Source organism: Streptomyces xanthii (assembly GCF_014621695.1).
Taxonomy (GTDB): Bacteria; Actinomycetota; Actinomycetes; order Streptomycetales; family Streptomycetaceae; genus Streptomyces; species Streptomyces xanthii.
The window spans coordinates 4,448,921-4,473,911 of sequence record NZ_CP061281.1 but is presented as its reverse complement, the minus strand read 5'-3'; the positions used below and the strand labels follow the sequence as shown (position 1 = coordinate 4,473,911).

Sequence of the window (24,991 nt, the reverse complement as noted above, 5' to 3'; positions counted from 1 at the left end):
TCTTCACGGCTCCATCGCCGCTGGGCTGGAATCGACGGCGCCGTCCAGCGCCGAGAGGCAGGTGCGGGCCAGGGCCGCGGGTCCGCCGGACCCGGCCGCGGGGGCGTCCGAGGCCGCCCACGTCTCCACCGCGACCCGCACCGCCGTGGAGGCGACACCGGCGGCGAGCCGCAGGCCGAGCCCGTCGGGGTCGGCGCCGGTGCGCTCCGCGAGGATCGCGCGCAGCGTCGTCTCGGACACCCGGCTGGTGTCGGCCCACACCGCGCGCAGCGCGGGCGACTCGTCGGCCATCCGCAGCAGCGCGCGGATCCACTCGAGCGAGGCCGCGTTCTCCGGGTCGTCCGCGGTGAGGGCGCGCTCGACCGCGTGCCGCAGCGCCTGCGGTACGGGGAGCCCGGCCGGGGCCTCCCGGACGGCCTCCGCCCACAGCTGGGCCCCGGCGGCGAAGAGCGGGGCGACCGACTCTTCCTTCGTGGGGAAGTAGCGGTAGAAGGTGCGCGGGGCGATGCCGGCGCCGCGGGCGATGTCCTCGGCGCGGGTGGCCCGCAGGCCGCGCTCGGTGAAGAGCTCGGCGGCGGTACGGGCGATGTCGAGTCGGGTGGCTGCTTTGCGCCGCTCGGTCAGCGAGGCCGGCGCGGCTTCCGCCGCACCCTGCGCCGAGCCCGTACCGCTCGTACCGCCCGGTCCCCCGCCATCTGAGACGCCTGCCACACCTGCCATGAAGTCATGGTATGCCTGTGTGTCACAATGTGCCACTGGCGCAAAAGTGATGTCCGATCACGTTCAGTGATCGTCGGCGATCGCGTCCCGTGGTCGCGTCCGGCGATCACCTCCGGTGATCGTGTCCGGTGGTCGCGTGCGGCGATCACACGCGACGTTCACGTGCGCAGATGGCTTCGGCAGATCCAAGAGACCCGAGCGGGGCGAGTGCGGTGCGGCGGCGGCAGTTCCTGATTCAGACGGCGGGCCTGACCGGGGCGGGTGCCCTGGCCATGAGCGGCTGCGGCGGCTCGGACGACAGTGGTGACGACGGCGACGGCGTGACCCTCAACCTCATGGTGGCGAGCTACGACAAGAGCGTCGGCGCCTCCATCGGCGACCAGTGGGACACCGTCGCCGAGACGTTCGAGAAGAAGCACCCGAACATCAAGGTCGAGATCGAGCGGATCCCCTTCCTCAAGCTCGACAGCGTCATCGCCCGCCGCGTCAAGGACGGCCGCGCCCCCGACATCGCGCTGAGCAACATCTTCGCGCCGTACGCCGAACCCGGCGACCTGTACGCGGTCGAGGACCTCTTCGACGTGCCGACGCAGGCCGACTTCATCTCGTCGTTCGCCGACGCGGGCAAGTCCGGCTACGTCCAGTACGCCATCCCGATCTTCGCCAGCACCCCGCGCCTCTTCTACAACACGGCGCTGTTCGAGCGGGCCGGCATCGACGGGCCGCCCGGGTCCTGGGCCGAACTCCTCGCCGCCGCCAAGGCGTTGAAGGCCTCCGGCGTCCCCACGCCGTACGCGCTGCAGTTCGGCCCCGAGGCCTCGGAGGACGAGCTGCTCGCGTGGCTGGTCGCGGGCGGCGGCGGCTACTCCCAGCTGGGCGGCTACGACTTCGGCTCCGCCGAGAACCAGGCGACCCTGACCTGGCTGCGCGACGAGCTCGTCAAGCCCGGCCTCGCGGGCGCCGACCCGGCGAAGCTCACCCGCACCGCCGCCTACGCGGAGTTCATGAAGGGCCGCGCCGGCATGCTCATCGCCCACCCCGTGCTGCTCGGCGCGGCGGCCAAGGCGCGGCTGCCGTACGCCACCGCCCCGTTCCCCAAGCGGGCCGGGGACGGGGCGGCGGCGCCGGTCGGACTCAACGCCTGGATGCTCGTCTTCAAGGCCAGGGGCCACGCCAAGGAGGCCGGCGCCTTCCTGACCCACCTCTACGGCCAGGAGACCGCTTCGGCGAAGGGCGCCGCGACGCAGACCCTGCCGGTGACCATCTCGGGCTCGCAGCACCTGCGCAACGACAAGTCGCAGCAGGCGCTGTGGCCGTTCGTCGACCAGATGCCGAACGCCGAGTTCCACCCCGTGGGGCTGCGGTCCTGGCCCACCGTGCGCAGCGAGATACGCGAGCGGATCCCGCGGGCGGTCGCGCCCACGGGGGTCCCGGCGGACGTGCTGGAGGCGCTGGACCAGGTCGCCCGGTCCAGCGCCTGACCCCTCCGGGGGCGCGGGGTCGTCCACCGCCGTGGGTCAGCCGATGAGTTCGCCGGTGCGGGGCTCGTCGTGGCCGGTCGTGCTCCGCGGCGGAGCCGCTGTCGGATTCAGCCCCGCGCCCCTGGGAGCCGCGGCTTCGCCGCTCGCTCCGTCCCCATCCTCCGATGACGCCTGCGGCGCCCGCTTCGGCAGGGCGAACATCAGGAGGAAGATTCCTACGAGGATGACGGCCGCCCAGACGAGCGCGTTGCGGAAGCCGTCGATGAACGCCGCGTTGCCCGCGCCCTGCGCGAAGCGGTCCTCGACGACGTTGAAGAAGACGACGGAGACCAGGCTCAGGCCCAGCGCGTTGCCCATCTGCATCACGGTGTTGATGAGGCCGGAGGCCGAACCGGCGTGCTCGCGCGGAACTTCGGACAGCACCGCGTCGGTCAGCGGCGCCACGATCAGGCCCATTCCGAGGCCCATCACGACCAGCGGCAGCGCCATCTGCCAGGACGCGATGTCCAGGCCGTAGTGGCCGGCCTCGAAGACGTAGATCAGGACGCCCGCGGCCATGGTCAGCGCGCCGGCCTGCAGGACCTTGCGGCCGAAGCGGGGCACCAGCTTCTGCACCGAGACACCGGCCGCGACGGACACCGCGATCGAGAACGGGACACCGGTCAGACCGGCCCGCAGCGCGCTCCAGCCGAGGCCCATCTGCATGTAGAGGGTCCAGGTCAGGAAGAAGATGCCGGTGGTGATGCCGAAGACGGTCTGCACGGCGATGCCCGCCGCGAAGCTCTTCACCCGGAACAGCGACAGCTCGATCAGCGGCGAACCGTCCCGCCGCGTCTTCGCCTTCTCGTACGCGATCAGCACGGCGACGATCACGACGGAGGCCGCCATCATCACGTAGCCCCAGACCGGCCAGTCGTTCTCGCGGCCCTGGGTTAGCGGGTAGACGAGCGCCAGCATCGCGAGGGTGACCAGGACGACGCCGACGAGGTCCAGCTTGAGGGCCGTCGGGGCCTTGGACTCGGTGATGACGCGCGAGCCGAGGATCAGGGCGGCGATGCCGACCGGCAGGTTGATCAGGAAGATCGGGCGCCACTCCAGGCCCGCGATGTTCCACTCCGTCAGGAGCGCGCCGAGCAGCGGACCCGACACCGCGCCGAGGCCGACGATCGCGCCGAACAGGCCGAAGACCTTGCCGCGCTCGTGCGCCGGGAAGGTGGCGTGCACGATCGACAGGACCTGCGGCACCATCATCGCCGCCATGCCGCCCTGCAGGATGCGCGAGGCGACCAGCATCTCCGGGTTCGCCGCGAAGCCGCACAGCGCCGAGGCGACGGTGAAGCCCATGATCCCCAGCAGGAACAGCCGCTTGCGGCCGAAGATGTCGCCGAGCCGCCCGCCCGTGATGAGCAGGGCGGCGAACGCGAGCGCGTATCCGGCGGTGATCCACTGGATCTGGCCGGTGGTGGCGCCCTCGTCCGCCTTGATGGTCGGCAGGGCGATGTTGACGATCGTGACGTCGACGAGGTCCATGAAGGCCGCCGTCATCACGATGGCCAGGGCGAACCAGCGCCTGCGGTCGGCAGGCCCGGAGGCTTCTGTGGTGGTGCCGGCGGCGGCAGCGGTTGAGGTCATGGGAAGAAAGTAGAAGGTATGTAGGTCAGGTCATGTCCTACTGGGGCGGCATTCTGGAGACATGACGAAGACGAGCTCCTCCACCGACACCCCGGCCCGGTTGCTCCAACTCCTCTCGCTCCTGCAGACGCCGCGCGAATGGCCCGGCGGCGAACTCGCCGAACGGCTCCACGTCTCGCGCCGCACCGTGCGCCGTGACATCGACCGGCTGCGCGAACTCGGCTACCCGGTGCAGGCCACCATGGGCGCCGACGGCGGCTACCGGCTCGTCGCCGGCAAGGCGCTGCCTCCCCTGGTGCTCGACGACGAGGAGGCCGTCGCCATCGTGGTCGGGCTGCGGGCCGGGGCCGGGCACGCCGTCGAAGGGGTCGAGGAGGCGTCCGTACGAGCCCTCGCCAAGCTGGAGCAGGTGCTGCCGTCGCGGCTGCGGCACCGCGTCTCCACACTGCAGGCCGCCACGATCCCGCTGACCTCGGGCGACGGGGCGACGATCGCGCCCGAGACGCTCACCGTGATCGCGTCCGCGGCGGCCGGTTCGGAGCGGCTGCGCTTCCACTACCGGGCGGCCGACGGCACCGAGACCCGGCGCCTGGCCGAGCCGTACCGGCTCGTGTCGACGGGGCGCCGCTGGTACCTCGTGGCGTTCGACCTGGACCGCGCGGACTGGCGCACGTTCCGGGTCGACCGGGTGTCGGAGCCGTTCGCGACCGGGGCGCGGTTCGCTCCGCGGGAGGTGCCGGAGGGGGATGCGGCACGGTACGTCCAGCGGTCGATGTCCTCCGCCCGCGGGGCCGCGGCGGGCGGGGACTACGAGCTGGACGTCGAGTTCCTCGCCCCGGTCGAGGTCGTCGCGACGCGGGTCCCGTCCTGGGTGGGCGAGCCGATGCCCTTGCCGGGCGGGGAGGGGTGTGTGCTGCGGGGCCGGGTCTCCGAGTCGGTGGAGTGGATGGCGGTGCGGCTGGCGATGACGGGGGTCGAGTTCCGGGTCCGGGGACCCGAGGCCCTCGTCTCGGCGGTACGGCAGCTGGGGGAGCGGGTGCGCTCCGCGGTTCCGGGGTAGGTCATTGCGCTCCGGGGTGCCGCAGTAGGTCGTACGCGCGGCTGCGGGCCGGTGGGGCTTCTCGCGCCCCGCGGCGGAGTCGCTGATGTCACAGCCCCGCGCCCCTGAAATGCAGGCGCTGCGCGCCGCATTTCCCCGATCAAGGCGCGGGGTGCCTTTCATCTGGGGAAGGCGCGGCGAAGCCGCATGCCTTCCAGGGGCGCGGGGAACTGCGCGAGAAGCCCCACCGGCCCGCGGACGGCGACGAGGCCGCACACCGCAGACGCTGAACCGGGGCACACAAGAACGGGCGGCGCCCTGAAGGCGCCGCCCGTCCCGCACTCCCCCGGAGGGGCTACGCCGCCGCGTCGAACCCGGTGTCCCGAGCCAACTTCTTCAGCTCCAGCAGCGCGTGCTTCTCGATCTGCCGGATCCGCTCACGGGTCAGCCCGTGCTCCTTGCCGACCTCCGTGAGGGTCCGCTCACGGCCGTCGTCGATCCCGTACCGCATCTTGATGATGGACGCCGTGCGCTGGTCGAGCCGCCCGATCAGATCGTCCAGCTCCTCGCTGCGCAGCAGCGTGAGCACGGACTGCTCCGGAGACACCGCCGACGTGTCCTCGAGGAGGTCGCCGAACTGCGTCTCGCCCTCGTCGTCCACCGACATGTTCAGCGAGACCGGGTCGCGGGCCCAGTCGAGCACGTCGGTGACCCGCTCCGGCGTCGTCTTGTCGAGCTCGGCGGCGATCTCCGCGGGCTCGGGCTCGCGCCCGTGCTCACGGTTGAACTCGCGCTGCACGCGGCGGATGCGGCCCAGCTCCTCGACCAGGTGGACGGGGAGACGGATCGTGCGCGACTGGTCGGCTATGGACCGCGTGATGGCCTGGCGGATCCACCACGTGGCGTACGTGGAGAACTTGAAGCCCTTGCGGTAGTCGAACTTCTCGACGGCGCGGACCAGGCCCGCGTTCCCCTCCTGGATCAGGTCGAGCAGGGGGAGGCCCGAGCGCGGGTACCGCCGGGCGACCGCCACGACCAGACGCAGGTTCGACCTGATGAAGACGTCCTTGGCCTTCTCGGACTCGGCGACCAGCGCTTCCAGCTCCTCGCGGGTCGCCTTGCCGGCGGCCGCGCTGTCCTCGACCTCTCCGTCGAGGATCTGCTGGGCGTAGACACCCGCCTCGATGGTCTGGGACAGCTCGACTTCCTTGGCGGCGTCGAGCAGCGGTGTACGCGCGATCTCGTCGAGGTACATCCCGACCAGGTCGCGGTCGGCGATCTCCCCGCCTACGGCGCGAACACTGCGTGCCGCATCAGTCTCGCCGGACGCGGCGGACTTACGACGGGCTACGGCACGGGTTGCCATGCGTGCTCCCTTGCGATGGTGGGTCGACTGGGCAGGACCGCTGGTCCACCCTCCCGGGCTGACCGGCATCCGAAGGAAACAACGACTGGAATCCGGACAGAATTCCCAAGCCGACCCATCTTTTTTCTGATCATGCAGTACCCTGTCGCGCCACACCGCGCGAGAAGGAGCCCCCGGATGCCGTCGGAGTCCACAGAGGTGCAGGTCAGCAGGGGAACCGAGGGAGACCTCAGCGCCCTCACGGACCTCTACAACCACTACGTGCGCGAGACGCCGATCACCTTCGACACGGCCGTCTTCACTCCGGAGGAGCGACGCCCCTGGCTGCTCTCCCACCTCGAAGACGCCCGGTACCCACTCCTGGTTGCCCGCGAACACGACTCGGGCCGGATCCTCGGATACGCGACGGCGAGCCCGTTCCGCCCGAAGGCCGCGTACGCCACCTCCGTGGAGACCACCGTGTACTGCGCGCCGGACGCGGGCGGTCGCGGCATCGGCTCCCTCCTCTACGGGGCGCTGTTCGCCGCGCTCGCCGGGCAGGACGTGCACCGCGCGTACGCGGGCGTCACCCAGCCGAACGAGGCCTCCGCCCGCCTCCACACCCGCTTCGGCTTCCGCCCCGTCGGCACGTACCGGGAGGTCGGCCGGAAGTTCGGGCGGTACTGGGACGTCGCCTGGTACGAGAAGGACCTCGCCCCGGGCGCGTAAACCCGCCCCTGGAGGGATGCCTCGTCGCGGCCTCGGCCAGATGGACGAGCCGGAGTACGACCGGGAGTAGACCCAACGGCCGATCCGCCGCCCCTCTTGCCGCCCCTACGGTGCCGCCATGGACACCATCCACGACACCACTGGCACCCTCGACGAAGCGCTCCAGCGACTGCACACCACCGGTCCGGAGTTCGACGGCTGGCTCAGCAACCACGGGCCGATGGCCGTGGAGTCCCTCGTACGGGGCGGGCAGGCGCCGCGCGTGCACCGCTGGCTCGACCAGTACTCCGAGCGGCTCGACGCGATGCCCGCGCCGGGCGACCCGATCCGCGCCGACGACTGGCAGGGCGCCCTCGGCGACCCCAAGCGCCTCGCGGACTGGATCGTCTTCTTCGAGCGGGCCGTCACCGAGCGGCCCTGGCGCGACGTCCTCGCCGAGTGGTGGCCCCGGCTGCTGCCCGGCATCGCGGCAGGCGCCACGCACCCCGTGATCCGGGTCGGCCACGCCGTCCGCACCCTGCTCGCCGAACCCGCCGGGACGAACGCCCCGCGTCTCGCCGAGCTCGCGCACGGGCTCGGCTACTGGGCCGCCCGGCACCAGCCGCTGCCGCCGCTCACCTCGCTGCCCTCCGTGCCGGACGCGGCGGGGGCGCTCGACTCGGTGCCGCGGATCGACGACCAGTCGGGCGGGATCCGGGCGCGGTTCACCCGGCTCACGGCGTTCCCCGCGTGGGCGGAGGCGGGGCCCGTCGATCCGGACGCGGCGCGCGAGCGGCTCGGGGAGCTGGTCGGGGCGGCCGTGCGCATGTACGGGACGCATGCGCTGGGGTCGCCGGTGATGCTCGTGCACGCCGCGACCGCGCCGAACGCGGTGCTGCGGACGCTGCCCGCGTTGCCGCGCGAGCTGTGGGCCGGGTCCCTGGAGGCGGCCTGGGCGGCGAGTGCGGCGGTGACGTCCGTGTACGCGCCGTCCACGCCCGCGCCCGCGCCGGTCCCCTCCGGAGCCGAGCCCGAGGAGGTCTTCGCGCGGGCCGCGGCGCACGGGAACGACCACGCGATCAAGTTCGCCGACACGGCCTTGGAGGTCGGCGGGGACGCTGCGCTGGGCGCTGCGGTCCTGGCCCTCGACCTGATCGAGCCCGCCTAGGCGCCGTCGCGGGCTGCGGGCCGGTGGGGGCTGGTCGCGCAGTTCCCCGCGCCCCTGAAGGCATGCGGCTTCGCCGCGCCTTCCCCGATAAGAGGCTCCCCGCGCCTTGGATCGGGGAAATGCAGCGCGCAGCGCCTGCATCTCAGGGGCGCGGGGCTGTGTCCATCAGCGGCTCCGCCGCGGGGCGCGACCAGCCCCCACCGGGACCGCACCCGCCCGCGACGCGAGCTCAGCCGAACTGGACGGACCGCTTCGCCAGCCCCATCCAGAATCCGTCGATCACCGAGCGCTGATCCCCGAGCTCACCCCCCGCGTCGGCGACGCCCATCGTCACGAACAGCGGCGCGAAGTGCTCCGTACGCGGATGGGCCAGATTGCCGGCCGGCGCCTTGTGCGTGAAGTCCAGCAGCGCGTCCACGTCTCCCGCGTCGAGCGCCCGGTGCCCCCAGTCGTCGAACTCGACCGACCAGGACGGGATGCCGCCCTGCCGCAGCGCGGCCAGGTTGTGCGTGAAGAACCCGGAGCCGACGATCAGGACGCCCTCGTCCCGGAGCGGGGCGAGCCGCCGGCCGATCTCCATGAGCTTGTGCGGGTCGAGCGTCGGCATGGAGACCTGGAGGACCGGGATGTCGGCGTCGGGGTACATCTCGACGAGCGGCACGTACGCGCCGTGGTCCAGTCCCCGGTCGGGCACGTCCTGCACGGGGATGCCGGGGGCCCGCAGCAGCTTGCGTACGGATTCGGCCAGTTCCGGCGCGCCCGGAGCCGCGTACTGGACCTGGTAGTAGTGCTCGGGGAAGCCCCAGAAGTCGTAGACGAGCGGCACGGTCTCGGTGGCGCCGAGGGCGAGCGGGGCCTCCTCCCAGTGCGCGGAGACCATCAGGATCGCCTTGGGGCGCGGCAGGTCGGCCGACCAGGACGCGAGCTGGCCGGTCCACAGGGCGTCGTCGGCGAGCGGCGGCGCGCCGTGGGAAAGGTACAGCGCGGGCATGCGCTCCGGCGCGGGTGCGGTCACGGCAGCCTCCAGCGAGTCAGAAAGTTTGAAGTTTCAAGCGTCCAGCCACTGCCAAAAGTAATCGTTGTTTGTTTAATATTCAAGAAGGAAGCTTGGGGTGAGTCCTGGCAAGGGAGACGATGGAGTCATGGAGAGCGCAGAGCCGCAGTGGCTGACCGACGACGAGCAGCGCACCTGGCGTGCGTACCTGCATGCCACCACGCTCCTCGAGGATCACCTGGACCGGCAACTGCAGCGCGACGCGAAGATGCCGCACATCTACTTCGGCCTGCTCGTCACCCTCAGCGAGGCCCCGCACCGCCGGCTGCGGATGACCGAACTGGCCATCCAGTCCAAGATCACCCGCTCCCGCCTCTCGCACGCGATCGCGCGCCTGGAGAAGAACGGGTGGGTGCGGCGCGAGGACTGCCCGTCGGACAAGCGCGGCCAGTTCGCGGTGCTCACCGACGAGGGGCTCGGCGTGCTGCGGCAGAGCGCCCCGGGCCATGTCTCGACGGTCCGCCAGGCCCTCTTCGCCCGCCTCTCCCCCGAACAGCAGAAGTCCCTCGGCGAGATCATGCGGATCGTCGCCGAGGGACTTCAGCCGAAGGAGGCCGGGGCGGACCTCCCCTGGCTCAGGTAGAACCGGTCGCTCCGGGGGTCAGTGGGCGACCACCGGGATCTTGACCTCGTCGGCCTCCTCCGCCGTGTCACCGGATGCGGCGGCGGGGCCGCTGCCCGGGACGCCGGTGTTGATCAGCGAGAAGGCGATCGTCGCGGAGACGACGAGGATGCCGACCGCCCACCAGATGGCGTGGGTGTAGCCGTTCACCATGGCCTGCGCCTGGAGCAGCTGCGCGTTGCGGGCACCGGCCGCGTGCTCCGCCACGTAGGCGGCGGTGGCCGAGGCCGCGATCGTGTTCAGCAGGGCCGTGCCGATGGCGCCGCCGACCTGCTGCGACGTGTTGACCATCGCGGAGGCGACACCCGCGTCCCGCGCCTCGACGCCGATCGTGGCGAGCGACATGGCGGGCATGAACGCCGTACCCATGCCGAGGCCGAGCAGCAGCTGGGCGGGCAGGATCAGACCGGCGTACGAGGAGTCGACGGACAGCTGGGTCAGCAGCAGCATGCCGAGCGCCGCGACGAGGAAGCCGGGGCCCATCAGCAGGCGGGGGCGGACCCGCGTCATCAGGCGGGCGCCGATCTGCGTGGAGCCCGTGATCATGCCGGCGATCATCGGCAGGAACGCGAAGCCCGTCTTGACCGGCGAGAAGCCCTTCACGACCTGGAGGTAGTAGGTCAGGAAGAGGAACAGGCCGAACATCGCGATGACGGCGAGGCCGAGGGAGGCGTAGACACCGCCGCGGTTGCGGTCGGCGACGACGCGCAGCGGCAGCAGCGGGTGCTTGACCTTGGCCTCGACGGCGACGAAGGCGATCAGCAGGACGGCGGAGCCGACGAACATGCCGACGGTCGTCACGTCCGACCAGCCGGCGGACTCGGCGCGGGTGAAGCCGTAGACGAGGGCGACCAGGCCGAGCGTGGACAGGACGACGCCGGGGAGGTCCAGCGGCGAGCGGTTGCGCGCGCCGGCGGGCTCACGGATGACGAAGTACGCGCCGACGGCGGCGACGATCGCGAACGGGATGTTGACGAAGAAGGTCCAGCGCCAGTTCAGGTACTCGGTGAGGAAGCCGCCGAGGATCAGGCCGACGGCGCCACCGCCACCGGCGATCGCACCGTAGATGCCGAACGCCTTCGCGCGCTCTTTGGCGTCGGTGAACATGACGGCCAGGAGGGAGAGGGCGGCCGGGGCGAGCAGCGCGCCGAAGACGCCCTGCAGGGCGCGGGCGCCGAACATCATGGCCTCGTTCTGCGCGGCGCCGCCGAGCGCGGAGGCGAGCGCGAAGCCGAGCAGACCGGTCACGAAGGTCCGCTTGCGGCCCCACAGGTCGGCGATGCGGCCGCCGAACAGGAGCAGTCCGCCGAACGCGAGGGCGTACGCGGTGATGACCCACTGCTTGTTGCCGTCGGTGATGCCGAGATCGGTCTGGGCGGCGGGCAGGGCGATGTTCACGATGGTGGCGTCGAGGACCACCATGAGCTGGGCGAGCGCGATGAAGACGAGGGCCTTCCAGCGGCGCGCGTCGCCTTCGGGAGAAGCCGTTTTCGGCAAGGGGGTACCCACAGCGGGACTCCAAAGGTCAAAGGCAAGTCGTGAATAAGGGCGAAAAATCGGGTGGCCGCGAGATGGCCGTGCGGGGTCGCTCGCGCGGGGCGGGCGGGGCTATTCCTGGCGGAGCGCCTCCAAGGTCGCGGCCTCGCCCGGGAGTTCCGAGCGGGCGGGCGTCATCAGGCCGTCCAGGAACAGCTGCAGATGACGGTGGACGAAGCGGTCGAAGTCCATGCAGCCCGTGCCGGGCAGCGGCCGGGTGAGCTGGGACAGGGCGACCATCAGGTCGCCGACCCCGACGTCGGAGCGCAGCTGCCCGGTGGCGCGGGCCCGCGCGATGAGGCCTTCCACGGCGACGGTGAGCCGGTCGCGGGCGGCGACGACGTCCGGATGGGCGTGTTCGAAGGTGGCGTGGAGGATCGGACACAGGGCGCCGATACGTTCGTCGGCGGCGGCGTGCACGAAGGTGCGCAGCGCGCCGAAGGAGTCGGCCTCGTCCGCCTCCACGGCGGCGAGTCCCTGTTCGGCGTGGGCGCTGATGCGGTCGGTGACGGTGAGGACGACGTGGCGCATGAGCTCGCCGCGGTCCTTGAAGTTCCGGTAGAGCGTGGCGTTGCCGACGCCCGCGCGGCGGGCGACCTCGTCGAGCGGGAGCTCGGTCCCGTGCTCGACGATCAGCTCGACCGCTGCGGCGACGATCCGCTCCCGGTTGCGCACGGCGTCGGCCCGCGGGCGGGGGGCGCGGCGCTGCGGCTGGTCGGTCACGGTGGCCACGGCGTTCTCCTCGGTTCGAAGGTTCTGCGGATCGGCGATTACGCGGATCCGCGGTTCTGCGCTTCTGCGGTTCTGCGGTTCTGCGGTTCGCCTGAGCTGAAGCAAGTGGGGAATCCGTCCCCGCTTAGCCCTACGACCTTCTAAACGGGGAGACCCTCCCCGGTTATTTCCCGCTTCCGATGTGACCTGGCTCACGTACGCCTGCGGCCAGAAACCCACGATCGGCGCACCCAGCGCGCGGCCCGCCCCACCCCGACACAGGGTGATCGAAACGGACCCGAGCGTGAAGGCGGATCGGATGCGGCAGCGGCGGATACGCGGGGGCCGGCGTGGTGCGATGCTCGCCGGAGCCACGGCGGTGGCTCTCGCGGTGACCATGACCGCGAGCACCGGACGGCTCCTCGACAGCTCGCCCACCGCGGCCGGCCCGACCGCCCTGGCGCGGGCCACCTCGCTCGGCCCCTGCATGATCCGGGGCGCACTCGGCGTCCAGATGTCCGAGGGCGTGCCCACGTCCGCCGGCTACGCCCGTTCCACCGGCACCGTCCGCGCCCTCAACCTCATGATCGACTTCCCGGACGCGCACGGGCAGGGCAGCGCGATGGCCCGGTACGGGGAGTTCTTCCCGCAGACCAGCGACTGGTTCCGCACCGGCTCCTACGGCAAGCTCGACTACCGCTCCGAGACCCCGGTCAAGCACTGGCTGCGCATGCCCAAGACGTTCAAGGCCTACGGGATAGAGCGCGGCGCCCCCTTCGAACCGGGCTACCGCAAGCTCGTCAAGGACATCGCGGCGGCCGCCGACCCGGACGTCGACTTCAGCAAGTACGACATCGTCAACGTCCTCGTCACCCCGAACGCGGGCCCCTCCGCGCTCGACACCGTGCTGTCCGTGACCTTCGCCGGGAACCCCGACGCGCCAGTCGCCGACGGCGTGCCCCTCGCCAACGCGTCCTTCGTCTACTCCCGGCAGGACGACGGCTCCGGCTCCTACTCCGAGACCGGCTACCGGGTGCTGCCGCACGAGAACGGGCACACCTTCGGGCTGCCCGACCTCTACACCCAGGACGGCGGCGGGGCCGTCGGCCACTGGGACATCATGAGCGAGGACTGGGGCGTCGGGAACGACCTGCTCGGCTGGCACAAGTGGAAGCTCGGCTGGCTCGACGACGCGCAGATCGGCTGCGCCTCGCAGGCCGGCACGACGGAACACCTGCTGTCGCCGCTGGGCCGGGCCGAGGGCGGCGGGACCAAGCTCGTCTTCGTCCCCCTCACCGAGAAGACCGGCTACGCGGTCGAGGTCCGCACTCAGGAGGGCAACGACGAGGCCGTCTGCCGGCCCGGCGTGCTCGTCTACAAGGTCGACGCCGACGTCGACACCGGCCACGGGCCGATCACCGTGGAGGACTCCACCCCCGACAGCGGCGGCTGCACCCGCCGCCCCAACGTCCACGCGGAACTCTCCGACGCGACGTACCGCCCCGGCGAGGTCTTCAAGGACACGAAGACGGGGGTCCGGATCTCAGTGGGCGGAGCGGACGCCTCCGGCAACTACCGGGTCTACGTCACCCGGCGCTAGGGCCTTCGGGTCTCGTCGCCGGGTGCGGGCCGGTGGGGGGGCTGGTCGCGCAGTTCCCCGCGCCCCTGAAATGCAGGCGCTTCGCGCCGCATTCCCCGATAGAGGCTGAGCGGCGAATCCGCTCGACTCGAGGGGCGCGGGGCTGTGCCCATCAGCGGCTCCGCCGCGGGGCGCGAGAAGCCCCCACCGGGCCGCACCCGGCGACGAAAGGGCAGGCCCTACGGCGAGGGAGGCCAGCTCTCACGAAGGGCACGCTTCAGCACCTTCCCCGTCGCGTTGCGCGGCAACTCCTCCTTCTGCACCACGACATGGGCCGGCACCTTGAACGCCGCCAGCCCCCGCCCCGCGAACTCCCGCAGCGCCGAAGGATCGAGCCCGCCCCGCACCCGGACGACCGCCGCGACCTCCTCGCCGAGCACCGGATGCGGCACCCCGAACACGGCCGCCTCCAGCACATCGGGATGCTCGTACAGCGCCGCCTCCACCTCGGCGCAGTACACGTTCTCCCCGCCCCGGATCACCATGTCCTTGATCCGGTCGACGACCCGTACCCGCCCGTCGTCGAGCAGCACCGCCAGGTCCCCCGTACGGAACCACCCGTCCGCCGTGATCGCGGCCGCGCTCGCCTCCGGGTCCTCCCAGTACCCCCGGACCATGGACTGCCCGCGCAGCCACAGCTCGCCCACCTCCCCGCCGGGGACGGCCTCCCCCGCGGGCTCGGCGATCCGCACCTCGACCGCCGGCGCGGGCCGCCCCACACTGTCCGGCCCCTTGCGGTACTGCTCCCCGAACGTGGACGTGACCGCGCCGAGCGTCTCGGTGAGCCCGTACGCGTTGGCGGGCTCGACCCGCTCCCCGTAGCGGGCGGTGAGCCGCTGGACGAGCTGCGGCGGGGCCGGGGCGCCCCCGGTGCTGACGGAGGTGAGCGTGGGCAGGTCGTCGTCCAGCTCGGCGGCGCGTTCGAGGAGCTGGAGCGCGGTCGTGGGCACGCCGCCGAACGCGGTGACGCCGTGCTCCCGCACCAGCCGCACGGCGACGTCCGGGTCCCACTTGCGCAGCAGCACCAGCGTGCCGCCCACCGCCATCGCCCGGAAGAACCCGGTGAACGCCGCGACGTGGAAGAACGGGAAGGTCAGCATCCCGATCTGGGCCGGCCCCTGCCCCGGCACGAGCCCGCGCCGCAGCGCCGAGAGGGCGGAGAAGTAGAGCGCGTTGGCGATGGCGCCCGTCTGCGCGTGGTGCGTGGCGACGGCGCCCTTGGGCCGGCCGGTGGTGCCGGAGGTGTAGAGGAGGGTGGCGTCCTGTTCGGGGAGCACGTCGACGTCCGGCGGCCCGAGCAGCGGATCGGCGGCGGGCAGCTCCTCGTACCGCTCGACGCGCGGCCCGTCCACGGCATGCCCCTCCCCGTGGCACACCAGCGTCCACGGCGGGTCGGGGACCGTGCCGAGCCAGGACCGCACCCGCTCGTAGCGCTCCCCGTCGACGATCAGCACCCCGGGCCGGCAGTCGTCGAGGGCGTACGCGCACTCGTCGGCGGTCCACCAGGCGTTCAGCGGGACGGCGACGAGGCCGGCGAGCTGGGCGGCCCAGAAGGCGGTCTGCCACTCGGGGTGGTTGCGCATGGCGATCACGGCACGGTCGCCGGGCCGCAGCCCGTAGCCCTCGTCCGGATCGAGGAAGCGGCGGGCGAGCGCCGACGCGGCGGCGAAGAACTCGGCGTACGTGGTCCGCCCGTCCTCCGTGATCAGGAACGGGGTGTCGCCGTACGCCCAGGTCGTCTCGGCGAACTCCCGCAGGGTGCGCGGTCCTTCGGCGTACGCGAGGCGCCCGTCCGCGCCGCGTTCCACGGAGAAGGGGGCGCCCGGAGCGGTGAGCAGCGCGTCCAGGGAATCCATGCCGGGACGCTACGCGGCCGGTCCCGGCGCCCGTCAATACGCGCGTCGGAACCGCCGGGCGCACCGGACGCGCAGGGGGCGCGCACTGGGTCTTTCGGCCCCGACAGACAGGGACATCAGGGGACGAACGCAGTGACCAACGGCACCCCGAAAGGCCCTCCCCCGGCCACCCCCTCCCCCGTACTTTTGAGGCATGTCCCCTCTCGCCCGGGTCAGCGAGGCGTACGGCCCGCGCTTCGCCGAGTTCGCCTTCGAGCCCGCCTTCACGGCCGCCGTCGACCAGCACGTGTCGGCGCTCCGCGACCGTCTGGAGGTCACCGGCGCGGACCTCGAACCGCCGGCGCCCGACGCCGAGCTCCTCTCCGACTACGCGCTGGGTTTCCTCGACGCCCTCGACGAGACGGGCTGGCGGGAGCCGGTCGGCCACGACTACGCGGTGTGCCGCCTCACCGCCATCAGCTGGCTGGTGAAGCGGCACGACCTGCTGAACGGAAACCGTTCAACCACTCACTGATCTCAGGCGCTCGCTGATCCCGGGCGCTCGCTGACCTCAGTCGCTCGCTGACCTCAGTCGCTCGCTGGTCTCGGGGCTCGATGCGCTGGACCGCCGGTCGGGCTCAGCCGCTCGTCGAACCGCCGGCCCGGGGGTCGGTGCGCTCCCGGTCCTGCACCGGCTGGTGCGTGAGCGCGTCCTCGCGACCCGCCTGGTACGCCCCGGTGCCGCCGACGCCGCGCGCCTTCGCGGTCTCCTCCTCGGCCTTGTTCAGCCACCGCTCCCAGCGCTGGCGCATCGGGCCGATGAGCCCGCCGCCGACGCCGACGATCATGATGCCCGCGGCAGCCGCGAGAGCCGCGTAGAGGACGGGCTGCGTGACGGTCGTCGCGATCCCGGCCTGACCGAGCGCGGCGATCACGCCGAGGGCCACGATGCAGGCCCACACCACGGTCCCGACGGTCTTCCCGTACGAGACGGAGGACAGGGCGTTGGTGACGATGTCCCGGACGACGTTCGCGACGGCCATGGCCACCACGACCAGCACGATCGCGACGATGCCGCGCGGGATCCAGGCGACGATGCCGTTGAGCATGGTGGAGACGGGGTTGCTGCCGAAGACCCCGAAGCCGAGCTGGAGCGTGATCAGCAGCAGGGCGTAGTACACGACCTTGCAGATGATCCCGGTGGTGTCGTACTTCGACCCTTCGAGCATCTTGGCCGCACCGGCCCGCTCGGCCAGCTTCTCCGAGCCGACCTTGCGCAGGACCCGGTCCAGGACGCGGGCGATCATCTTGGACACGAACCAGCCGATGGCCAGGACGACCAGGAAGCCGATCAGCTTCGGCACGAACTGGGCGACCTTCGACCAGGCGTCGTTGAGGCCGCCGGTGAAGTCGACGGCGAGTGCGTTCGGGAACGGGGTCATGAGTGGACCTCCACTCAGTGAGGCCGGTGGGCCGGAACGACCGACCCGCGCCGACAAGCGTGCCCCCCTCGTTTACCTCGCTCTTCCGGGATAGCACGCCCTCTGTCCCCCGGCCTCCCGAGGTGCCCTCGGCGCCCGCTGTCCGCGTGAGTCTCAGACGGTCACGGCCTCGGCGCGCTCCGGCGCGGCCACGGCGTCCTCGGCGCCCCGGCGCCGGCCGCGCAGGTCCGCGAGGACGACGAGCCCGATGCCGGCGACCACCCACACGGCCAGGGTCAGCGCGGGGCGGGCCGCGCCCGTCCCGTCGAAGAAGCCGTTGGCGCGCAGGAGGCTGCCCGAGGCTCCCGGCGGCAGCAGCTGTCCGAGCAGGGCCCAGCCGGCGGGCAGCCAGTGCGGGCCGGTGGCCAGGCCGGAGAGCGGATTGCCCAGCAGCATCATCACCGCGCCGCCGATCCCGAGGCCCACCCCGCCGAACAGCGCCTGGAGGCCGATGACGACGGAGGCGAGGGCGGCCATGCCGAGGGCCAGACCGGCGGCGGTGACCACGTAGTCGCCGTCGAGGGTCCCGGTGCCGTACTGGAGGAACGCGGCGACGGCGGCGCCGGCCACGACCGCGAAGGCGAGGACGCCGGCCAGCCGGGCCCGCAGTCCGCGGTGTCCGGGGAAGACCCGCCCGAGGATCACGGCCGGGAAGATCCCGCCGAAGATCATCGGCAGCAGCGCGGCGGTGAGCCCGGCCCCGCGGGGGTCGTCCGCGGTGAACGGCACCAGGTCGTGGACGGTCGGCTCCGCGTGCCGCTGCGCCGCGAGCTGCGTACCCAGGGCGGTCAGCGCGCCGGTGGCGGAGGGTCCGCCGGCGGTGGCGGTGTAGACGTCGATACCCCCGGGAGTCACGGCGAGGCCGCCCGCGACGTCGCGGTCCCGGATCGCGGAGCGGAGCTGCTCGGGCCCGTCGTAGACGCGGACGTCCCACGCGTCGCCCGCCAGCTTCTGCTCCATGACCCGCGTGACCTGCTGCGGTCCGGTGACGCCGACGGGCACGTCGTGCGGGGCGCCCTTGGCGGACGGGAGGGCGAAGGCGCAGAGCATCACGGTGACGAGGGCGGTCAGCCCGAGAACAACAACGATCAGCCGCCGAACGCCACCCCCCGGCGTCTCCTCCGTGGTCGTACCCGTGTTCGTGGTCGTGTCCGTGTTCGTGTCCCTGTCCGTGGTCGTGTCCGTGTTCGTGATCATGAGGATCGCTTCCTTGCGTACGGCCCGGTCGCGGGCGAAGGATGCCGGGGCGGTGCACGGCGCGCGCGACGACAGGCGACGGATCATCCGTCACCGATGCTCGCCTGATACTCGATTACAGGGTACATTGAGTCATGTGTCAAACACCGATGAGCCGTCCTCGCCGCAGCCCCCCGTCCCGCCGGAGATCACCGACGCCGCCCTGCGCGTGGCAGCGGCCCGCGGCGTCCCCGTGGCCGACGTGACCCTCCGCGAGATCGCCCACGAAGCGGACATCTCCCGCAGTACCCTCATGCGCCGGCTGGGCGGTACCCGCAGCGCCCTCGAAGAGGCCCTGCGCGCGGCGGGCATCGAGCCGGGCACGCAGAAGCCCGTACGGGAGCGCGCGATCGACGCCGCGGCCACGCTGATCAGCGAGCAGGGGCTCGTCATGGTGACCTTCGAGCGGGTCGCGGCGGCGGCCGGCTGCTCGGTCCACAGCCTGTACGCGGCGTTCGGCGGCCGCGACGAGCTGCTCCACGCCGTCTTCGAGCGCTACAGCCCCGTCGTCGACGTGGAGGAACTCCTCAAGGGCCCGCGCGCCGACCTGGAGACCACGGTCCGCCGCGTGTACGGGCTCTTCGTGACGGCCCTCGACCGGGAGCCCCGCGTCCTGGCCGCCTTCTTCGCCGAGGTCTTCGCCCGCCCCGGAGCGGACCCCGGCATCCACGCCCTCTTCCAGCGGATCTTCCCCCGCATGCTGGGCGCCGTCGGCACCTGGCTGGACGACGAGGTCACCGCGGGCCGCGTCCGCGACCTGCCCCGCATCCTCCTCATCCAGCAGATGACCAGCCCGATCGTCCTCCACTACCTGCTGCGCCCGTCCTTCGCCCAGCTCCCGGACGTCGAACTCCCACCCCAGCAGGTGGCGATCGAGACCTTCACCCAGACCTTCCTCCGAGCGGTCCGCACGGACTGACCCCCGCACGATCCGCCCCCTCACGCCATCCCGCCCCACCACCCCGATCCGCTAGGCTGTCCCCGCGCCTTCGTAGCTCAGGGGATAGAGCACCGCTCTCCTAAAGCGGGTGTCGCAGGTTCGAATCCTGCCGGGGGCACAGTGTCTGACCTGGGTCAGAGCAGAGGACGGCCCCTCGGAATCCGATTCCGAGGGGCCGTTCGCCGTTTCTGAGGGGGCCGAGCGCGTACGGGTCACCTCGCCCGCTCGACACTCCACCGCGGCAGTCGTTCGAAGAAGGTGACCGCCTCCTCGCGCCAGTGCGAGCGCCAGCCCGCGGCGACCGCCGACGCCTCGTCGGCACGGCGGTTCATGGCCGCCTGCATGCGGGCCGGCACGCCCCGGCGCTCCCCGATCTCGCGGACCTCCGCGATGGTCTGCGGTGGGCTGTCCGGGTCGCCGAGTGCGGCCCGCAGCACGCGGCGCTCGGTGTCGTCGGCGGCCGCCAGCAGGGCGTGGACGGCGTAGCTGTGCCTGCCGTCGCGCAGGTCGGTGCCGATCGGCTTGCCCAAGGTGGCCGCGTCGCCGAACAGGTCGAGGTAGTCGTCGCGCATCTGCCCGCAGATTCCCACCAGCCGTGCGTAGGCGCGAAGTTCCCGCTCGAATCGGGCCGGCTCCTCGCCCGCGGCCAGGAGGCCGAGTTGCAGGGGTGCCAGGACCGAGTAGCGGGACGACTTGTAGTCGGCCACGCAGTGCAGCACCTCCTCGTCCGGTGCGGCGGCGAAGTCGCGTTCCAGGTCGATGATCTGGCCCAGGAACGTGTCGGCCGCCGTCCGCGTCTGGACCTCGACCATGGCCTGCCGCAACGCCACGGGCAGCGGCGCCTCCAGCAGCACCCGCTGCGACAGGGCGAGGGCGAGGTCGCCCGCGAGCACGGTCAGGCCCAGGGCCGTCTGCGGGTGATCGGGGAACCGCTCGCGGTAGGCGTAGTAGGTGGAGGGGCCGCCGCGGCGGACGGGACTGTCGTCGATGAGGTCGTCGTGGACCAGCCCGTGGGTCTGCAGCAGCTCGATGCTCAGTGCGGCGGCGTCCAGCCCTTCGGCCGGCTCGTCCGTCACCAGACGCGCCGCCTCGTGCAGCACGACGACCCGCATCCGCTTGCCACCCCGCAGGGACAACTCCCGCAGCAGCCGCAGGCAGTCGGGGGCGAACCGGCTGAAGGACGGGGCGTCGAGCCGGGTGCCCACCTGGTCGAAGTACTCCTCGAAGAGTGTGTCGAAGCGGCGCGCGTATCCGGCGGCTCGTTCGAGCATCATCTGCTGGGTCATGGCGCGTTCTTCCTGGTCGGGATCGCTCGGTCGGTCGGGGGCGCACCAGTGGTCGTGCGGCGGTGTGCGTCGGTGCCCCCGGGCCCACCGATCACTTTCTCGCTCTTTCTTGCCAGGAAGAACACTGGACCCTCACATTCCGGCGCAGAATGATCGCGACGGCGTCAGACGTCGTCTCCGCCGGCCGGTCGAGGGGGGCTGCCGGCGTGAACTCACAGGACACAGAGGGGGTTTCCGCCATGCGCGGATCCAGACGCATGCTGAGTGCCACGTTCGCCGCGGCGCTCGGCTCCTTAGTTCTGGCGATACCGGGGACGACCCCGGCGTACGCGGCGACCGGTGTGTCGTTGCCGCTGTACCAACTCGCCGACATGAAGGTCGACGGGAGTCACCAGAAGATCTTCCTCAGCATGCCGGCCGGCGCCGACGGCCGCGTCGTGGTGTCGGACTACGACGGGAAGAGCACGTGGCTGAGCGGCCTGCCGGGGGCCGGCGGGCTGGCGCTCTCGCCCGACGAACAGACCTTGTACGTGGCCGCGCGCGACATCGACACCATCGTGGCCTACGACACCGCGACGCTGGCGGAGACCGCGCGGTACCACGTGGGGGACGGCATCGCCCCGTGGGGCGTGGCGGTCGCGGGCGGGAAGCTGTGGTTCGGCTACGGCTCCGGCGGCGACCTCGGCTCGGTCGACATCGGCGCCGCCGAGCCGGTCGTCGCACTGGGGCTGGACAGTTCGCTGGACTTCGGGGCGGAGCTCGTCGCCTCCCCCGCCGACCCGAACGTGCTGGTGGTCGGCACCGGCGACCCCAACCGCAACACCCTGACGGTGTACGACGTGAGCAGCGGCTCACCCGTGATGACCAAGCGGCGGGTGCTGTCCGGGACCGAGATGAACGGTCTGCGGGACATCGACGTGACACCGGACGGCCGGTCGATCGTGACGGCCGCCCTGATCTCGCCCGGGTACCGGGCCTTCCGCCTGGACGATCTGTCGGACGTGGCGACGCATGCCGCCCCGGCCCCGGCCTCGCCCGTGGCCGTCGCCGCCGGCCCCGACGGCACGGTGGCGGGGGCCACGCAGAACACGAGCGCCGACGTGCCGGACGTGTCCGTCTACGCTCCGCAGGCCTCGGCTCCGCTGACCTCGGTCGAGGTGGGCGCCGCCACGCAGACCCCGGTGGTCCGGGGCCTGGCCTGGGCGCCGGACGGGAGCCGGCTCTTCGCCGTGACGAACGAGAGCGGGGTCATGGGGCTCCGGTTCCACTCCCTCCCGGTCACCACGCCGGTGCAGACGACCCTCGACCTCGTCGCTCCGGCGACCAGCAGGAAGGGCCGGACGCTCACCCTCACCGGCACGCTGAGCCCCGGAATCGCTCCCGGAACGACGGTCACGGTCACCCGTCACGACGCCGCCGACCCTGAGGGCGTCTCCCTGGGCTCCGTACCGGTGGCGGCCGACGGCACCTTCACGGCGACCGACACCCCGGCCAAGCCCGGCGAGGTCCGCTACGTCGTGACGTACGGGGGCGACCGCTGGCACACGGCCTCCTCCGCGGAGGCGACGGTGGAGATCACGCGCAGCTGATTCCCGCTGACAGGCGCAGCTGATCCCCGCCGGCAGGCAGGACGTCGTGGCCCGGAGCGCGTCACCGGGCCACGACGACATGCGCGGGGCCAAGCCTCTAGGTCTTGATCGGGCTGACGTCGAAGAGGTGCGAGCAGATGGTCCAGCGGGCCGGGACGAGGTCCGCGTGGTAGGAGCCCGGCGGGTAGACGCGCAGGTAGCTGCCGGTGCGCAGGCAGGGGCCGCCGAGGGGGCCGTTCGTGGTGCGGATCACCGCGGAGGCGGAGTGGGCGGGGGCCAGCCTGACGGTGGAGGCGTGCTCGCCGGTGCGGTGGGCGGCCGGGCCGATCTGGCGGTGGGCGGTGTCGAGGGCGCTGACGCCCGGGTAGCCGCGCAGGGTGCAGCTGGTGGTGCTGGTGTTCGTGAACCGGATGGTCCAGTAGAGCGAGCCCGCCGCGCCTTCCTTGCGTCCCATGGAGAGGTAGAGGTCCCCCAGTGCGCAGGTCCGCAGGCTGCCCGAGGCCGGGGCCGCGGCTTTCGGACTGCTCGACGCGGTTCCTGCCGCTCCCAGTCCGGCGAGGACTGCGGTCAGCGTGACGGCCGTGACGCGGGCGGGGAGGCGGGCCGGAAGGCGGGACGAGGGAGATGAGGAGCGGAACATGGCATGTACGCCTCCATCACTCGAAGTGACCGACCCCGACGGCAAGGGGTCACTCTCTTAGACGGTTGCCCCGGGGCCGACGGTTGCGCAAATCGGCAGGAATCGGCACCCACCTTTTTGTGGGTACTTGTCGCCTCCCGCCTCGCCGGGAGAGCCTGATCCCGGCCGGGAACGAGGGCGGAAACACCGGGGGAAACGCCGGCGGGGAGGAGGACAGCCGGGGTCAGGGCGCCGGGTGGTCGGCGGTGAGCCGGTCCAGGCGGCGGTGGCCCCAGTCGGACAGGGGCGCCAGCGCCCTGGAGAGTTCGAGGCCGGACTCGGTGAGCGAGTAGACGGTCTTCGGAGGCACCACGTCGTACACCTCGCGGTGGACGAGCCCGTCCGACTCCATCTCGCGCAGGGTCTGCGTCAGCACCTTCTCGCTGATCCGCGGGATCTCCCGGCGCAGCTCGCCCGGCCGGCGCGGGCCGCCCTCGAGCAGCCACAGCAGCAGCGTCTTCCACTTGCCGTCGATGGCGGCGACCGCCACGGCCACCCCGCAGACACCGGGATCGTCGATCCGGACGCGTGTCATCTCCGCGCTCCTCCCCGCCAGTTGTTCCGCCCTGCCCTGCTCACCGTTGCCGCTTTACCTCTTCTCACCCTACGTACAAGGGAGTTCCGTCATGTCTTCTTCCCCTGAGTCCACGCCCGGGCGCTCCCCGGCCGCCGTCACGGTGATCGGGCTGGGTCCGATGGGCCGCGCGCTGGCCGGCGCGTTCGTTGACGCCGGGGTGCGCACCACCGTGTGGAACCGCACCCCGGGCCGTGACCGCGAACTCGTCGAGCGCGGGGCGATCGGTGCGGCGAGCGCCGCGGAGGCGGTCGCGGCGAGTCCGCTGACCGTGGTGAGCCTCGTGAACTACGACGCCACGGACGCGGTGCTGCGCCAGGACGCCGTCACCGCCGCGCTCAAGGGCCGCACCCTGGTGAACCTGACCGCCGACACCCCGGACCGGGCCAGGGACACCGGTCGCTGGGCCGGTGAACACGGCATCCGCTATCTCGACGGCGCCGTCATGACCCCGACGCCGACGATCGGCACACCGCACGCGGTCCTGCTCCTCAGCGGCGACGAGGAGCTCTACGGCGAGAACCGGGACGTGCTCGGCGCGCTCGGCGGCACCCACACCCACCTCGGCGAGGACATCGGCCGCGCCGCGGCCTACGACATCGCGCTGCTCGACGTCTTCTGGACCTCGATGACCGGGTACATGCACGCGCTGGCCCTGGCGCGGGCGGAGGGCGTCTCGCCGCGCGAACTCGCCCCGTTCGCCCAGGGCATCGGCGCGATCCTGCCGGCGCTCTTCCAGGAGACGGCCGAGGACATCGAGGACGGCGGCTACTCGGGCGAGGGCAATCCGCTCACCTCCGCGGTGTCGACGATGGCCCACGTCGTGCACGCCGCCGAGGCCCACGGCATCGACACGGGCGTGATGCGCGCCGCCGAGGGTCTGGCCCGCCGCACGGTGGCACTGGGCCACGGCGCGGACGGCTTCTCCCGCATCGCGGAGGTCCTGACCCGCCGCTAGGGCGCCCTGTCCCCCACGATCCGCGACGGTGCGGCCGGCCGTCGCGGATCGGCGCATGGCCAACCCGACCGGCTAGCCGTGCCGGCCGAAGACCTCCCGCAGCTCGACCAGATCCGCTTCCTTCTCCTTCTCGTCCTCGTACTGCCCGTCCTCGTCCCGGTGCGCCAGGACGGCCTCCGGGGTGAAATCCTGGCCGAAGAGGTAGTCGTCCAGGCAGTAGTCGAAGCCGGACTCGGCCAAGAGGTCCAGGCCCTCGCCCTGGCAGTGCTTCGCCAGCCCGTCGGCCACATACCAGCGCGTGCCGTCGAACCAGAAGACGCCGCCCGCGTAGTGAATGCTCCGCCCGGTCGCGGCGTCCGTCAGGTTCAGCGACTCGTAGTTCTCGGGCCGGTCGCGGACCAGGGCGACAAGGTCCTCGGGGACGCCCTCGTAGAACGACTCCTGAAGGGCGTAGTCCTCCTCGGCATACAGGTTCAGCTCGGTCTCGTGGTCGAAGGTCAGCAGCAGCGCGCGGCCGTCCTCCGTGAAGTACCAGACAGCGGACTGCCCGCCCCCGTCGTTCCAGGCCAGCCGCTGCGCACCGGCCACCGCCACCGGCGCGACCTCGGCGAGCTCGTCCATCACGGCAGCCCGCCGCCGCACCTCCGGAAGGGGCGTCGCGGCCAAGGCATCCCACATCGCGTTCATGCCCGCAGCGTAACCACGGGCTACGACAGACCGCCGCTCAGGAGCCCCGCGCTCCCGGCCCGCCCAGCGTC

The 24,991-nt window shown here is 72.1% G+C and carries 23 protein-coding genes and 1 tRNA gene; 11 read left to right on the top strand and 13 right to left on the bottom strand.

The genetic code is table 11. The annotated features are described in order from the left end of the window. Positions 1-3 precede the first annotated feature (3 nt). Positions 4-720 carry a TetR family transcriptional regulator gene (locus tag IAG42_RS20330; protein ID WP_188338391.1) on the bottom strand — a complete coding sequence of 239 codons (717 nt, stop codon included), beginning with the start codon at positions 718-720 and terminating at the stop codon, positions 4-6. Between the two features lie 272 nt (positions 721-992). Between IAG42_RS20330 and IAG42_RS20325 the strand changes: the two genes are divergently transcribed. Beyond that, positions 993-2,201, top strand: a complete 1,209-nt coding sequence (locus tag IAG42_RS20325) for an extracellular solute-binding protein (protein WP_188338390.1) — start codon at positions 993-995, stop codon at positions 2,199-2,201. Positions 2,202-2,237: 36 nt separating this feature from the next. Here IAG42_RS20325 and IAG42_RS20320 read toward each other — a convergent pair whose 3' ends face one another. Further along, the gene (locus tag IAG42_RS20320) at positions 2,238-3,833 is read right to left on the bottom strand and encodes an MFS transporter (RefSeq protein ID WP_188338389.1); all 1,596 of its coding nucleotides are present in this window, start codon (positions 3,831-3,833) and stop codon (positions 2,238-2,240) included. A gap of 61 nt (positions 3,834-3,894) precedes the next feature. Between IAG42_RS20320 and IAG42_RS20315 the strand changes: the two genes are divergently transcribed. After that, entirely contained in the window at positions 3,895-4,893 is a 999-nt protein-coding gene (locus IAG42_RS20315) for a helix-turn-helix transcriptional regulator (RefSeq protein WP_188338388.1), read from the top strand. A gap of 334 nt (positions 4,894-5,227) precedes the next feature. Here IAG42_RS20315 and IAG42_RS20310 read toward each other — a convergent pair whose 3' ends face one another. After that, a complete protein-coding gene (locus tag IAG42_RS20310; protein ID WP_188338387.1) occupies positions 5,228-6,238 on the bottom strand; it encodes a sigma-70 family RNA polymerase sigma factor in 1,011 nt (336 codons plus the stop codon). A 177-nt stretch (positions 6,239-6,415) separates the two neighbouring features. Between IAG42_RS20310 and IAG42_RS20305 the strand changes: the two genes are divergently transcribed. Further along, the gene (locus IAG42_RS20305) at positions 6,416-6,946 is read left to right on the top strand and encodes a GNAT family N-acetyltransferase (protein WP_188338386.1); all 531 of its coding nucleotides are present in this window, start codon (positions 6,416-6,418) and stop codon (positions 6,944-6,946) included. Between the two features lie 118 nt (positions 6,947-7,064). Continuing rightward, a complete protein-coding gene (locus tag IAG42_RS20300; protein ID WP_188338385.1) occupies positions 7,065-8,093 on the top strand; it encodes a questin oxidase family protein in 1,029 nt (342 codons plus the stop codon). Positions 8,094-8,322: 229 nt separating this feature from the next. Here IAG42_RS20300 and IAG42_RS20295 read toward each other — a convergent pair whose 3' ends face one another. Then, positions 8,323-9,084 carry a dioxygenase family protein gene (locus IAG42_RS20295; protein ID WP_188341502.1) on the bottom strand — a complete coding sequence of 254 codons (762 nt, stop codon included), beginning with the start codon at positions 9,082-9,084 and terminating at the stop codon, positions 8,323-8,325. A gap of 151 nt (positions 9,085-9,235) precedes the next feature. On the opposite strand from IAG42_RS20295, the gene IAG42_RS20290 reads away from it, so the two are divergent. Beyond that, positions 9,236-9,730 (top strand): MarR family winged helix-turn-helix transcriptional regulator, encoded by a 495-nt coding sequence (locus IAG42_RS20290; RefSeq protein ID WP_188338384.1) that lies wholly within the window; start codon positions 9,236-9,238, stop codon positions 9,728-9,730. A gap of 18 nt (positions 9,731-9,748) precedes the next feature. Here IAG42_RS20290 and IAG42_RS20285 read toward each other — a convergent pair whose 3' ends face one another. Both IAG42_RS20285 and IAG42_RS20280 read right to left on the bottom strand, forming a co-directional pair. Next, entirely contained in the window at positions 9,749-11,278 is a 1,530-nt protein-coding gene (locus tag IAG42_RS20285) for an MFS transporter (protein WP_188338383.1), read from the bottom strand. A gap of 99 nt (positions 11,279-11,377) precedes the next feature. Further along, complete coding sequence (locus IAG42_RS20280) at positions 11,378-12,037, bottom strand: TetR/AcrR family transcriptional regulator (protein WP_188338382.1); 660 nt, start codon at positions 12,035-12,037, stop codon at positions 11,378-11,380. Positions 12,038-12,335: 298 nt separating this feature from the next. Here IAG42_RS20280 and IAG42_RS20275 point away from each other — a divergent pair, with 298 nt between their 5' ends. Continuing rightward, a complete protein-coding gene (locus IAG42_RS20275) occupies positions 12,336-13,616 on the top strand; it encodes a M6 family metalloprotease domain-containing protein (RefSeq protein ID WP_188341501.1) in 1,281 nt (426 codons plus the stop codon). A gap of 218 nt (positions 13,617-13,834) precedes the next feature. Here the strand turns inward: IAG42_RS20275 and IAG42_RS20270 are convergent, their stop codons facing one another. Further along, positions 13,835-15,511, bottom strand: coding sequence for a class I adenylate-forming enzyme family protein (locus IAG42_RS20270; RefSeq protein WP_188338381.1), 1,677 nt, complete (start codon positions 15,509-15,511; stop codon positions 13,835-13,837). Between the two features lie 193 nt (positions 15,512-15,704). Here IAG42_RS20270 and IAG42_RS20265 point away from each other — a divergent pair, with 193 nt between their 5' ends. Continuing rightward, positions 15,705-16,025: a DUF6401 family natural product biosynthesis protein gene (locus tag IAG42_RS20265; RefSeq protein WP_188338380.1), complete on the top strand. Its 321-nt coding sequence runs from the start codon at positions 15,705-15,707 to the stop codon at positions 16,023-16,025. Positions 16,026-16,128: 103 nt separating this feature from the next. On the opposite strand, the gene IAG42_RS20260 is transcribed toward IAG42_RS20265, so the two are convergent. Then, positions 16,129-16,932: a mechanosensitive ion channel family protein gene (locus IAG42_RS20260; protein ID WP_188338379.1), complete on the bottom strand. Its 804-nt coding sequence runs from the start codon at positions 16,930-16,932 to the stop codon at positions 16,129-16,131. A gap of 153 nt (positions 16,933-17,085) precedes the next feature. Then, complete coding sequence (locus IAG42_RS20255; RefSeq protein WP_223206098.1) at positions 17,086-18,168, bottom strand: hypothetical protein; 1,083 nt, start codon at positions 18,166-18,168, stop codon at positions 17,086-17,088. A gap of 136 nt (positions 18,169-18,304) precedes the next feature. Between IAG42_RS20255 and IAG42_RS20250 the strand changes: the two genes are divergently transcribed. Together IAG42_RS20250 and IAG42_RS20245 are read left to right on the top strand one after the other, a co-directional pair. Further along, positions 18,305-19,126, top strand: a complete 822-nt coding sequence (locus tag IAG42_RS20250; protein WP_223206097.1) for a TetR/AcrR family transcriptional regulator — start codon at positions 18,305-18,307, stop codon at positions 19,124-19,126. Positions 19,127-19,192: 66 nt separating this feature from the next. After that, positions 19,193-19,265: transfer RNA gene (locus tag IAG42_RS20245), tRNA-Arg, on the top strand. Between the two features lie 94 nt (positions 19,266-19,359). Here the strand turns inward: IAG42_RS20245 and IAG42_RS20240 are convergent. Next, positions 19,360-20,433, bottom strand: a complete 1,074-nt coding sequence (locus tag IAG42_RS20240; protein ID WP_188338378.1) for a polyprenyl synthetase family protein — start codon at positions 20,431-20,433, stop codon at positions 19,360-19,362. A 239-nt stretch (positions 20,434-20,672) separates the two neighbouring features. Between IAG42_RS20240 and IAG42_RS20235 the strand changes: the two genes are divergently transcribed. Further along, the gene (locus IAG42_RS20235) at positions 20,673-22,022 is read left to right on the top strand and encodes a YncE family protein (RefSeq protein WP_188338377.1); all 1,350 of its coding nucleotides are present in this window, start codon (positions 20,673-20,675) and stop codon (positions 22,020-22,022) included. Between the two features lie 97 nt (positions 22,023-22,119). Here IAG42_RS20235 and IAG42_RS20230 read toward each other — a convergent pair whose 3' ends face one another. Both IAG42_RS20230 and IAG42_RS20225 read right to left on the bottom strand, forming a co-directional pair. Next, on the bottom strand, positions 22,120-22,662 hold the full coding sequence (locus IAG42_RS20230; protein WP_188338376.1) for a DUF4232 domain-containing protein: 543 nt from the start codon (positions 22,660-22,662) through the stop codon (positions 22,120-22,122). 223 nt (positions 22,663-22,885) lie between these two features. Further along, positions 22,886-23,236 carry a winged helix-turn-helix transcriptional regulator gene (locus tag IAG42_RS20225; protein WP_188338375.1) on the bottom strand — a complete coding sequence of 117 codons (351 nt, stop codon included), beginning with the start codon at positions 23,234-23,236 and terminating at the stop codon, positions 22,886-22,888. Between the two features lie 91 nt (positions 23,237-23,327). Here IAG42_RS20225 and IAG42_RS20220 point away from each other — a divergent pair, with 91 nt between their 5' ends. Further along, entirely contained in the window at positions 23,328-24,233 is a 906-nt protein-coding gene (locus tag IAG42_RS20220; protein WP_188338374.1) for an NAD(P)-dependent oxidoreductase, read from the top strand. 72 nt (positions 24,234-24,305) lie between these two features. On the opposite strand, the gene IAG42_RS20215 is transcribed toward IAG42_RS20220, so the two are convergent. Further along, on the bottom strand, positions 24,306-24,920 hold the full coding sequence (locus IAG42_RS20215) for a hypothetical protein (protein ID WP_223206096.1): 615 nt from the start codon (positions 24,918-24,920) through the stop codon (positions 24,306-24,308). Positions 24,921-24,991: the final 71 nt, after the last annotated feature.